Origin of the sequence: Streptomyces sp. NPDC085927, from assembly GCF_044540975.1 — a bacterium.
In the GTDB taxonomy this organism is placed as follows: Bacteria; Actinomycetota; Actinomycetes; order Streptomycetales; family Streptomycetaceae; genus Streptomyces; species Streptomyces hirsutus.
In genome coordinates, this window is the sequence record NZ_JBITSN010000029.1 from 21,804 (window position 1) to 33,040 (window position 11,237).

Here is an 11,237-nt window from a genome sequence, read left to right on the forward strand (position 1 = left end):
GCTGATGCTTGATCAGGCTCCGGTGAGGCCCGTCAGGGTTCGATCAGCCCCACCCGGATGGCGTACCGGGTGAGTTCCAGCCGGTCCTTCAGGTCGAGCTTGGCCAGCAGGTTCGCACGGTGGCGCTCCACGGTCTTGGGGCTGATGACGAGGAGGTCGGCGATCTGCTGCGAGGTGTTCCCCTCGGCGACCAGCTTGAGGATCTCCTCCTCCCGGTCGGTGATGGCCTTCGCGGGCAGGTTCCGGCCGTCCCGGGCGAGTTCGAGGTAGTTGCGGATGAGGGCGTTGACGGCGCCCGGGTAGAGGAACGGTTCGCCTCGCATGGTGGCCCGGCAGGCCTCCACCAGGTCGCGGTCGGCGACGGACTTGAGCACGTACCCGGAGGCGCCGGCGCCCAGCGCCTCGAAGAAGAACTGCTCGTTGTCGTACATGGTCAGGATGAGGATCCGCGTCTGCGGCAGGGTGCGCGAGAGCTCACGGGCCGCCTGGAGGCCGGTCAGGCGGGGCATGGCGATGTCGAGGATCGCCAGGTCGGGTTCGTGGATACGGGCCTGTTCGAGGGCTTCGGCGCCGTTGTCGGCCTCGGCGACGACGGTCAGGTCCGGTTCGCCGTCGAGGATGAGGCGTACTCCCCGGCGGACCAGCGCGTGGTCGTCGGCGAGGAGGATGCGCGTGAGGGCGCCGCCGCTCTCGGTGCCGGTGGGGGTGCTGGTGGGGCCGGGCTCGGTCATGATCGGTGTTTCCGGTCGGGGACGGTGGTCACGGGCGGCGGGGTCCGCACGGGCGCGGGGCCCCGCACGGGAACGGGGACGGCGAGGCGTACTCGGGTCCCGCCGTCGGCGGCCGGGCCCACATCGAGGTCGGCGCCGACGAGCAGGGCCCGCTCGCGCATCCCGAGGATGCCGGCGCCCTCGGACGCGGTGCCGATGCCCTGGCCGTCGTCCTGGACGCGCAGCTCCACTCCGGAGGGGGTGCGGCGCAGGGAGACCTCCGCGCGGCGGGCGTTCGCGTGCCGGGCGATGTTGGTGAGTCCCTCCTGGGCCACCCGGTAGAGGACCAGTTCGGCCTCCGGGCCCAGGTCGGGCAGGTCGGGGTCGAGGCGGTGCTGGACCGTCAGGCCGGGGCCGCCGAACTCGGCGGTGAGTGCCTTGAGGGCGCTGGCCAGTCCGAGTTCGTCCAGAACGCCGGGGCGCAGCCGGCGGGCGATGCGCCGGATCTCGTCCAGGCTGCCCCGGGTGGTCTCCTGCACCAGGCTCAGTTCCTCCCGCAGCTCCGGCGGGGCGTGGTCGGCGACCCGCTTGAGCTGGAGCAGGACGGCGGTGAGGCTCTGGCCGACCTCGTCGTGCAGTTCCTGGGCGATCCGGCGGCGTTCGTCCTCCTGCGCGGACAGGGCGCGGGCGCTGCTCGTGGCGCGTTCGTCCTCGAGCCGGTCGAGCATCGTGTTGTACGTGCTGATCAGCTCGGCGATCTCCCCGCGCCCGGTGACCTCGGGGCGCTGGCCGGGGCGGAGCAGGTCGGTGGTGGACATGGCGCGGGTGACCCGCTGCAGCGGGGCGAGGCCGACGCGCAGCAGCAGGGCGTTGGCACCGAGCATGGCGGCCAGTCCCACGGTGAGCACGAGGGCCTCGGTGAGCAGGACCGGAGTGGAGACGGTGACCGGCCCGAGCAGCAGGACGGTGGCCGTGATCAGCACGACGGCGTTCAGCAAAAAGATCCGCCAGAACAGTGGCACCCAGTACCACCTCCTCACCGTGCTTCTCCGGAGCCGTCCGTCCGTCGTACGGCCGTCCTGCTGTGCTTATGCCCCGGCACCGCCGTGGTGCTGCCCTGCTGCCACCCTGGTCTCTCCCTGATACCGCCGTGACCCGGCCCTCTGCCCCTGGTCCTGCCTCCCGGGTCCGATCCCTGAGTCCGATCCCTGAGCCCGGCCCCTGGGCCTTGTCCCTGAGGCCGCCTGGCGGACAGCACCCCTACGGGGGCTGCTCGGCAGGGATGCGGCCCGGAGCGGCCCCGCTGTCGTAGGCTCCCGTGCCGCGGAGCTTTTGATGGCCCGCGCTACCGGGGGCGCGGGCGCGGGCCGTCATGACCCAGCGTGAGCGCTGGTCCGACGGGGCGCCATCCGTGACAGTCCCCATTTTTCCCGTGGGTGTGCGGCGCCCGGCCGGTCCGTGTACAGCCTGGCCCCCCACGAAGATGAGGGCTGCCCCCGATGGTCGCGGGACCCCCGGGCGGACGATCCTTGAAGTGGACGCGGGCCCGTCCCCGTCGAATCACTCCGTACCGGGCGGGTGATGACCTCGGCGCACGGGCAAACTCCCAGAGTCGGCCCGATGGTGGAGTGTCGAGTTTCTTGAGGGCCGGCGTTTCATTTTTCCGCCCCGGCGTCGGTTGCCACGGTACCGACGCCCGGAGGCGTTGCTTCGGAGGTGGCGGCCGGCCGTCTCACCGTGCTGCCACCGTTCGGGAAGGAGGAGACGTGCCCCAGTCCGACGACAAGCGCCTCGTCGATCTCGCGGCCCGAATCGAGCAGGAGGATCCGCACTTCGCCCGCTCGATGTCCAGCGGACGGCCCACCCGGCCCCGCGAGTACCGGCACGCGCGCGCCTGGTGGGTGCTGGGGATCGGCCTCGTCCTGCTGACCACCGGCCTGATCATGCCCGACGGGCTGCTCATCGCGACAGGTCTGGTGCTCAGCGGAATCGGTGTACAGCTGTTCGACCCGTACCCGCCGCGGCCGGGCGGCCGGGAGCGGCACTCGCCCCGCTGAGGGCGCAGACCGCCGACTCGTTCCACATTCCCGCACGTCGCTTTGCCATGCCGTGCGACCTTCTTCCCAGCGCACCCCGGTTTGGGGTGCGCTAAAATCTTTACCAAGCGCTTACGCTCCGTTGAGCAGCGTTCCGCTCTTTCATCGAGCGTTGAACTCTGCGCGTTGAGTACTGGGCACTGAGCGCGGTGCACCGAGTGCGCCGCGTCCTGGGTGCCGCGTACCGATTGCCGAGCGTCGCCGACCGGTTGAACCGATGAGAAGAACGGGGGCATGACATGCGTCGAGTGATCCCCGTACGTATCGACAACGCCGCCCGCGACGGCGTCCCTGATACCGGCGGCGCCGTCTGCCGCCCGAGCAGCCGCCCCCGGCGCTGACGCGCCCTTCACCAGCCGCGAGCGCCGCCGGCCCACCCCGACCGCAGCCCGTGCCGCACTCGTCCCCTTCGGCCCCTCGGCCCGCTCACCCGCCGGTCCCCGGGACCTCGGCGGGTACTTCCCCCTCACCCCACAGGGGACATACCCGGATCATCTCGGTGATTCGCCCCCACACCTCAACACCCTGGCACCCCACCACCTCGGCGCCCGGCCCCGGCCCCGGCCCCGGAAGCCTTCACCAGGTACCGCACCCGCCGTTCCGGCACCCGCTCACCAGGCACAGACGCCGACACCGCATCGATCCACGGAGGTCAGACGCCCGTGCACAACACCGCCGCCATGCTCATCGAACTCGGAGCGATCATCCTCGCCCTCGGGCTGTTGGGCCGTCTTGCCGGACGGGTGGGCTTCTCTCCCATACCTCTCTACCTCCTTGCGGGACTCGCCTTCGGCCACGGCGGCATCCTGCCCCTGCAGGCCAGCGAGGAGTTCGTCGCCACCGGCGCCGAGATCGGTGTCGTCCTCCTGCTGCTGATGCTGGGGATGGAGTACAGCGCGTCGAGCCTCGTCACCACCCTCAAGACCCAGTACCCCTCGGGTGCCGTCGACTTCGTCCTCAACGCCGCTCCCGGCGCCATCGCCGCGCTGCTCCTGGGCTGGGGGCCGGTCGCCGCCGTCGCCCTCGCCGGAGTCACCTGGATCTCCTCCTCCGGGGTCATCGCCAAGGTGCTCGGAGACCTCGGGCGCACGGGCAACCGCGAGACACCGGTCGTCCTGTGCGTCCTGGTCATGGAAGACCTCGCCATGGCCGTCTACCTGCCGATCCTCACCGCCCTGCTGGCCGGTGTCAGCCTCGCGGGCGGCAGCGTCACCCTGCTGATCTCCCTGGGCACCGTCGGCGCCGTCCTCTACATCGCCCTGCGCCACGGACGCATCGTCAGCCGCGCGGTCTCCTCCGACAACGCCGAGATGCTGCTGCTGGTGGTGCTGGGGCTGACCCTGCTGGTCGCGGGCGTCGCCCAGCACCTCCAGGTGTCGGCCGCGGTGGGCGCGTTCCTGGTCGGCATCGCCCTGTCCGAGGAGGTCGCCGAGGGGGCCCACGGCCTGCTGTCCCCGCTGCGGGACCTGTTCGCGGCGGTGTTCTTCGTCTTCTTCGGACTGCACACCGACCCGGCGGACATCCCGCCGGTACTGCTCCCGGCACTCGCCCTGGCGGTCGTCACCATGCTGACGAAGATCGCCACCGGCTGGTGGGCCGCCCGTCGGGCGGGCATCCCGTCCAAGGGCCGCTGGCGTACCGGCGGCACGCTGGTGGCGCGCGGCGAGTTCTCGATCGTCATCGCCGGTCTCGCCGTCGGCACGGAACCCCGGATCGGTCCGCTGGCCACGGCGTACGTCCTGATCCTGGTCGTCCTCGGCCCCCTCACCGCCCGCTGGACCGAACCGCTGGCAAGCCGCCTCACCCGCCGCTCACCGGACAAGCCGCAGAACACCACCCCGGTCGACCAGTCGGAACCGGTCCACGCGGGCGGCTGACCGCCGACACGACGAAGGGGCGGGCCACCCGGCCGTCACGCCCCTGCCGCTGCGACCCGGCCGTCACGTACCTGCTGCCGCGGCCCGGCCATCACGTACCTGCTGCCACGGCCCGGCCACCGTGATCCGGCCATCGGTGGCCGACGCCCGACCCGATGGTCCCAGCGATGCGAAAATCGTCTCAGTACTCATTCCTCGCTCGCCGGGGCCGGGCGCGCCGGCGGCCAGCCGTCCCGCCTGCCGGGCCGGCACCGGGGAGCGCCGGAAGGGGAGCGTCAGCATGGTCGAGTGGGTCGCCCTCGGCACCGGTCCGAGGCCGGTGCCGCAGCCCGTCGCCACCCCGCTGGTGTGGGCCGGCGCCTTCGGCGGCGCGCTGACGGTGGTGGTCCTGCTCAACACGGTCGTGGGCCCGGACCGCCCCGGGTTCACCCTGGCGGCCCTGTCCCTGCTCGCCGCCGCCCTCGGTGTGTGCGCGCGGTTCACCGCGGCCCCCGGCACGACGGTCCTGTGCTGGCTGTTCCTCAACGGCTTCGCCATACCGCCCGCCGGCACCCTCACCTGGACCGGCTCCAGGGACACGCTCTGGCTCGGCTGCCTGCTCACGGCCACCGTCGCCGGCACGACCGCCGCCCGCCTGGCCCACGCCCGCGCGGCCTACCGCCGCCTCACGACGTAACCCGGGAGGGAAGGCCGCCGACCACCCGGCCCCTCATCCACCACCCGCCCGACCTCCCTCTTCCGTCCACCCACTCATTAAAGAACGGTCGTTCTTGACCGATCGTTCTTTAATCCCGTACGGTCATGGACATGGGACGACCACGCGCCTTCGACACCGATCAGGCCGTCCGTACCGCAGCCGTCCTCTTCGCCACCCACGGCTACGAGGGCACTTCGGTCGACGACCTGGTCACCGCCACCGGCATCCACCGGGGCAGCCTCTACAAGGTCTTCGGTTCCAAACGGAGCCTGCATCTGACCGCTCTCCGCACGCACCTCGATCACGAGATCCACCCGGCCGCCGCGGCCCTCGCCACTCTCACCGACCCCGGGCAGGCCCTGGCCGCGGCCATCGCGTCGTACGACAACGGTCCGGCGGCCGGGCTCCTGCTCCTCTCCGCCGCCGAACGCGCACCCCACGACCCGGACGTGGCCGCACTGGTCGCGGAAGGGATCACGGCGCTGGAGGACGCGTTGCGCCCCTCTCACGGCGACGATGCCCCTCAACTCGCCTCCACCGTCCTCGGCACCCGCCTGCGGCTGCGAGCCCGGCCGACCCCCTCCAAGGAGCACTGACATGGCCCTGATCTCCATCGACCGTGAACGAGGCCTGCTGACCGCCGAGTTCCAGGGTCTCGACAAAATGTGGACCTTCAGCAGCCGCCTGGAGATCCCCCTCGCCCACGTACGCGGTGCCACGCACGACCGCGGCATCGCCCGGGAACCCAAGGGCGTCAAGGTCGGCGGCACGCACTTCCCCGGACTGATCACCGCAGGCCGCTTCCGCCGCGACGGTGAACGCCTGTTCTGGGGCGTGAAGAACCCGGAGAAGGCGGTCGTCATCCAGCTCGCCGACGCCGAGCACTACGACCGGCTCATCCTCGAAGTCGACGACCCCCGGGCCACCGTCCAGCTCATCGAACAGGCCATCACCCGCGGCTGAACCACCTGCACGCGGCAGGGCACCGGCCGCCCGCCCGGCGCGCCCCCACAAGCCCCCGAACAGCACAGCGCCCCGACCACGTAACCGGTCGGGGCGCTGCACTGCAGGTCGGAGGGTCCCCCCCTCCCCTGCTTCGGTAGGCCCTGTGGGACTCGAACCCACAACCAATGGATTAAAAGTCCTGGCCAGGGCGTGACGGGTGGTTCCGGACGCTGCTCCGGCGTCCGGAACCGCCTGGTCAGAGCGGGCAGTAGGTGCTGATCGGTCCGCTCCAGGATGGCCTGTGCTGCGCGGTCCGCTCACGCGGCGCTCACGCATGCAGCTGACTTGACCAGTGCAGATGGGCTGCTCACTCCTGAAACGGAGAGCTGGCCCAGAAGGACCGGGCTTTCTGGAGGAGGCCCCAGGCTGCGTCGCCGTAGGCAACTGTTTGTGACAGATCCCCAATCAACTTGTCACGGACACCCACCTCAAGGCGGAGGGATTCATCCGAGCTGAGGTGGGACTTGGCTCGCTCGTCACCGAGCGGGAGAAAAGGCCGGATCCGAAGCAGAGGCGTAGGCAGCGGCCGCAGGGTCTGTGGCTGCCATGTGCCTGAACTTCCAAATGGCTGACGACAGACATTCGACGGCAGCTTCCTGAGTTTCGTGGTGACCCAGTGTCAGCACAGTGCCTCGCGCAACTCGTCAATCGTAGGGCGATCTCCGGGGGCATGGTTGAGCATCGCGTCGATCAGTTCGCCCAGCCCACCGGGGACTTTCACGCGCCGTCGCCGACCGCTCGCCACCGCCTCTCTCTGCACACGGCGCGGGGCGTCATCGGGGTACTCGACCGCCCGCCAGCCTGTGGCGGCGATGAGCAGGGAGGCGCCGAGGGCGTAGATGTCGGCTGCCTGTGTCGGCTCGGCTTCTCCAGTGGCGAGCACGCTGCGTGCGATCTCCGGAGCCTCGTAGTGGACGAGGCAGCCGCGGAACGGAAAGTCGTACCCCTCGGGGATGCGTCCGCCCCGGGCCAGGGCGAGGTCGATCAGATGAGTGCGGTCCGGCCCGACGATGAAGTGAGCGGGCTGCACATCACCGTGCGCCCAGCCCTTCGTATGAAGTTCCGTCAGCGCTTCGACGCAGCCCAGCGCCACGCCGGTGTGCGGTTCAAAGGACGAGTCCCGCTCACGGCACGACTCCCACAAGCGGTACAGGTCCGGCCCTTCGTGCCACGGCTGAATGTTCCACGTTCCGCGTTCCCACTCGCCATACGCGACATCGTCGAAGCCGAGGCGATACAGAACGGCACCCTCGCGTGCGGGTGCAAGAGCTTTCCAAGGCTGGGCAGTCCAGTCGGGCGTCGCCTCGATCGGGTAGCCGAGCTTCACGGCGTACCGTCCTCGGTGACTCTCCACCTCCCACACCGTGGAGCCCCGGCGGTTGATGACCAGGTGCTGCGCCGTGGGCATGAGTGCGTCGAGCACCACGATCGGCAGTTCAGGGATCGGGCCGGACAAGGAGTCTCTCCTTCCTGGCGAGCGCGGCCGGCCACGAGCACAGGCCGGCCGCGTCGCTGTTGTCGTGTGCTACGCCTGGCCGTACGGTCGGCCGCAGTCGGAGTCGCACTGCGCGAGGTTCTCACCGTTTACGGTCCAGAGGTCGTCGAAGACCATGAACCCGGCGCCCTTCATGGCGCGAGCCGAAGCAGCTACCTTCTCCGGGTCGCGGGCACCTCCGCCCGGTTTCGGGTTGTGGTGCAGGAAGCGGCCCGCGTGCTGCTCGCAGAGGTCGGCGTACTCCTTCGTGTGCAGGATGAGCGCGTGCAGGCCGAGGTCCACGTCGTCCGAGGGGACCATGGGGACGGTGGCGGTGGCCGCCGTGACCAGGAATGCGACTGCCTGATCCGCGATCCGCTGGGCCCTCTCGGACGACTGCCCGTTGTGGGCGACCACGAAGTGGGTGAGGCTCTCGAACAGCTCCTCACCAGCCACCGCGCGACCGGTCCTCTGATCGTTCGCCGTTGCCGTCATGCTCAATCTCCTCGTATGAGACGGTGTGAGGCACTTGTCACCCGCTTTGGCCGCTGCGTCCTGCCTGATGACGACCAGGAGCGGGCTTGGAAGACCGCCCCGGACGGGTCGGGGAGCCTGGGAATTGGCACCCGTCCGGGGCGGCCGGTCTACTGGCGGATGCTGAAAGCCATACCGATCACCAGGCCGCACGACCCGCTGACCATGACGATGAACAGGACTCCCGCGTACCGCCCGATGGCGCGCATCACAGACCGTCCCGGCTGTTGCCGTTCCTGATGGCCAGGCGTGCGCTCAGCTCTTCTCGCGCACTCGGCACCACCACGTTGTCCGGCATGGCATCCCACTCCGTGCCGCCGTTGGCCGGCCTTATCTGCACACGGCCGCCGACCTCACCCATGACGACGCCGAGACGTCCCCTGGCACTGTCCTTCGCCAGTTCACCGATGCCTGGTCTGGTCTGCTGGTTGCTCGCCATGCAAGGAGCATCGCGATTCAGGGACCACGGCCAAAAGGTCAAGCTGATTACCCAACTTGGGTAACATCGCGGCAAGTAAAGAACCAGCGACGTTGCGTAGCCCTCGCAGTGGGGGAGCTTGCCCGATGCCCGACGCCGACCGGCCGCAGGAACTGCCTGCCAGGCTGCTCATCGATCCCGAGATGATCAATGCGTGTCGAATGCGGGACTTCGCGACGATTTTCCGGCTGATGAAGACGAGAGCGGGCATCTACCCGTCGATGATCGCCAGGCGCTGCGAGCTGACGCCCAACCGAGTCGGAGAAGTGATCGCGGGCCGCCGCCAGCTGCTGCACATGGACGTCATCGAGCGCATCGCGGACGGCTTACGCATCCCGGGACACATGCTCGGGCTGGCCCGACGTCCGTGGGAAACGCCCCAGGCTCTCGTCGCCACCGAGCGCGAAGCACCGCAACAACCGGACCCGGAGCAGCAGACGCCGGAATCCCTGCCGAGTCCGGATGTGGACAGCATCTTGGCCCTGGCCACCCGGACCAGCCTCAGCACAGCCACGCTCGAAGCCTTCCGCGCGTCGATCGAGGACTACTGGAAGCGAGACAACCAACACGGAGGCGAGGCACTGCGGCCGGCCATCGTCGGCCAGTTGCGCTACGTCGTCGGCCTCTTGAAGGAGAGCCGAGCGCCGGCGATCCAGAACGGCCTGTACGGAGTCGCCGCGGAGCTGGCACGCCTCACCGGCTGGACCCACTTCGACGCCCGCCAGTACAACCAGGCCCGCACGTACTTCACGGAGGCTCTGCAACTGGCGAAGGAGATCGATGACCGCCAGTTCATGGCCAACGTCCTCGCCTGCATGAGCCTGCAAGCCACCTACCAGGACAAGCCGGCAGACTCCCTTGCCCTGGTGACCGCCGCGCAGGACCAGGCCTGCTCTTCTCTCGGCACGACGCCACGCGTCCTGGCCATGCTCTCCATGCGTGAAGCCTTCGCTCACGCCACCCTCGGCACCCGGGACTCCACTCACCGGGCGATCGGTGAAGCGCACCGTCACTTCGAACAGGTCAGAGCGAGCGACGCCGACCCGTCCTGGGTCGCCTACTTCGACGAGCCCAAGCTCCTGGTTGACACAGGCATTGCTCACGGACGGCTGGGCGAGGCCGCGACCGCCGAACCGTTGATCGAAGATGCGCTGCGCAGAGAGGACCGCACCAACCAGCGCGGCCGTGCGTTCCACTCGTTCTGGTTGGCGAGGACACAGCTGGACCAGGGCAAGCTCGACCAGGCGTGCCATACGGCCACGGAAGCCCTGGAGTCCGCTTCCACGGTGTCCTCGGAGCGAGTGACAGGGCATCTCAGGGAGTTTTACGACCAGTTGGCCCCGAGCAGGCAGGAGCCCGTAGCCCTTGCGTTCGAAGCGCGGCTACGGGCACTCCTCCCACCGGTCAGCGGATCGCCTCATCCATGAGCAGATACAGCAGGCCGACGAGCGATCCACTGCTCACGATCTCCCGGCGGTCTATCATCCCGCGCACCTCTGCGAGGGGGATCCACTCGATGCGGTCGGACTCGTTCTTCTCCGTGGGCGGCCCGGCATACGTAGCGCCGTCGACGCGGAAGACGTGGTGCTGCGAGTCGGTGATCCCGTTGGCCGGCTCGGCGTAGACCAGCGGCTTGATGGCGCCGGGGCGATAGCCCGTCTCCTCCAACACCTCGCGTGCCGCTGCCTCTTCCGGCGTCTCGCCGACTTCCACCAGGCCCATGGGCAGTTCCCAGGCCCACGACTCGGTGATGAAGCGGTGCCGCCACATCATCAGGACCTCTTGGCGGTCGTTGACCACAGCGGCCACGGCCAAGTGCCGGAGGCGGACGACGTGGTACTCCCACCTGCGCCCGTCGGGCTGCTGGACGTCGACCAGACACAGATTCACCCAGTTGTTGGTGTAGATCTGTCGCTCACCGTGGGTCTTCCACTCCATACCTGCGGCCCCTCTCGCTCGGTCTCCAGGATCTCAGACCGACCGAAAGAGAAGTGGAAGTTCTAGCATTTCGCGTCAGATTGACGAGAGTCCCCGGGTGGGAGGGAGCCCGCTGCCAGCTTGCATGGTCAGGAGGGCCAAGACAACGTCTTAGAGGACATCTCATTTGGCTCGGTAGGCTGTCGGCCGTGGCAGGGATCGTTGAGCGGCTGGTGCCGGATGAGTTGTGGGAACTGTTCCAGCGTGTGGTGCCGGAGGCGCCTTCGCGGCCCCAGGGCGGCGGCCGGCGCCGGCACGGTGACCGTGAGGTGCTGGCCGCGATCGTGTTCGTGGCGACCTCCGGGTGCACGTGGCAGCAGCTGCCTGCCGCGTCGTTCGGGCCCTCCGGGGCCACGGCCCACCGCCGGTTTGCCGAGTGGACCAAGGCC

At 69.4% G+C, this 11,237-nt stretch carries 13 protein-coding genes; 7 read left to right on the forward strand and 6 right to left on the reverse strand.

Features of this window, described 5'->3' with window-relative positions:
• Nucleotides 1-32: 32 nt before the first annotated feature.
• Together ACIF80_RS36545 and ACIF80_RS36550 are read right to left on the reverse strand one after the other, a co-directional pair.
• Nucleotides 33-731, reverse strand: a complete 699-nt coding sequence (locus ACIF80_RS36545) for a response regulator transcription factor (RefSeq protein WP_055597862.1) — start codon at nucleotides 729-731, stop codon at nucleotides 33-35.
• Nucleotides 728-1,732 (reverse strand): HAMP domain-containing sensor histidine kinase, encoded by a 1,005-nt coding sequence (locus ACIF80_RS36550; protein WP_399813102.1) that lies wholly within the window; start codon nucleotides 1,730-1,732, stop codon nucleotides 728-730. The genes ACIF80_RS36545 and ACIF80_RS36550 overlap by 4 nt, the downstream gene beginning before the upstream one ends.
• 744 nt (nucleotides 1,733-2,476) lie before the next feature.
• On the opposite strand from ACIF80_RS36550, the gene ACIF80_RS36555 reads away from it, so the two are divergent.
• The 5 genes from ACIF80_RS36555 (at nucleotide 2,477) to ACIF80_RS36575 (ending at nucleotide 6,343) form a co-directional block, all read left to right on the forward strand.
• Complete coding sequence (locus ACIF80_RS36555; protein WP_399813104.1) at nucleotides 2,477-2,767, forward strand: DUF3040 domain-containing protein; 291 nt, start codon at nucleotides 2,477-2,479, stop codon at nucleotides 2,765-2,767.
• Nucleotides 2,768-3,468: 701 nt separating this feature from the next.
• Complete coding sequence (locus ACIF80_RS36560) at nucleotides 3,469-4,683, forward strand: cation:proton antiporter (protein WP_399813106.1); 1,215 nt, start codon at nucleotides 3,469-3,471, stop codon at nucleotides 4,681-4,683.
• Between the two features lie 280 nt (nucleotides 4,684-4,963).
• Nucleotides 4,964-5,359: a hypothetical protein gene (locus ACIF80_RS36565; RefSeq protein WP_399813109.1), complete on the forward strand. Its 396-nt coding sequence runs from the start codon at nucleotides 4,964-4,966 to the stop codon at nucleotides 5,357-5,359.
• Nucleotides 5,360-5,490: 131 nt separating this feature from the next.
• Nucleotides 5,491-5,976, forward strand: coding sequence for a TetR/AcrR family transcriptional regulator (locus tag ACIF80_RS36570; protein WP_399813111.1), 486 nt, complete (start codon nucleotides 5,491-5,493; stop codon nucleotides 5,974-5,976).
• Nucleotide 5,977: 1 nt separating this feature from the next.
• Nucleotides 5,978-6,343 (forward strand): hypothetical protein, encoded by a 366-nt coding sequence (locus ACIF80_RS36575; RefSeq protein WP_399813113.1) that lies wholly within the window; start codon nucleotides 5,978-5,980, stop codon nucleotides 6,341-6,343.
• A 661-nt stretch (nucleotides 6,344-7,004) separates the two neighbouring features.
• On the opposite strand, the gene ACIF80_RS36580 is transcribed toward ACIF80_RS36575, so the two are convergent.
• From ACIF80_RS36580 to ACIF80_RS36590, 3 genes are all read right to left on the reverse strand, one after another.
• A complete protein-coding gene (locus ACIF80_RS36580) occupies nucleotides 7,005-7,841 on the reverse strand; it encodes a protein kinase (protein WP_399813116.1) in 837 nt (278 codons plus the stop codon).
• 69 nt (nucleotides 7,842-7,910) lie between these two features.
• Nucleotides 7,911-8,354 (reverse strand): glycine-rich domain-containing protein, encoded by a 444-nt coding sequence (locus tag ACIF80_RS36585; RefSeq protein ID WP_399813120.1) that lies wholly within the window; start codon nucleotides 8,352-8,354, stop codon nucleotides 7,911-7,913.
• Nucleotides 8,355-8,601: 247 nt separating this feature from the next.
• Nucleotides 8,602-8,832 (reverse strand): hypothetical protein, encoded by a 231-nt coding sequence (locus ACIF80_RS36590; RefSeq protein ID WP_399813123.1) that lies wholly within the window; start codon nucleotides 8,830-8,832, stop codon nucleotides 8,602-8,604.
• Nucleotides 8,833-8,957: 125 nt separating this feature from the next.
• Between ACIF80_RS36590 and ACIF80_RS36595 the strand changes: the two genes are divergently transcribed.
• Entirely contained in the window at nucleotides 8,958-10,298 is a 1,341-nt protein-coding gene (locus tag ACIF80_RS36595) for a hypothetical protein (protein WP_399813125.1), read from the forward strand.
• Here the strand turns inward: ACIF80_RS36595 and ACIF80_RS36600 are convergent.
• Nucleotides 10,276-10,809, reverse strand: a complete 534-nt coding sequence (locus ACIF80_RS36600) for an NUDIX hydrolase (protein ID WP_399813128.1) — start codon at nucleotides 10,807-10,809, stop codon at nucleotides 10,276-10,278. The two genes, ACIF80_RS36595 and ACIF80_RS36600, sit on opposite strands and share 23 nt — an antisense overlap.
• 188 nt (nucleotides 10,810-10,997) lie before the next feature.
• Here ACIF80_RS36600 and ACIF80_RS36605 point away from each other — a divergent pair.
• A partial coding sequence (locus tag ACIF80_RS36605) for a transposase (RefSeq protein WP_399813130.1) occupies nucleotides 10,998-11,237 on the forward strand: 240 nt, incomplete at its 3' end.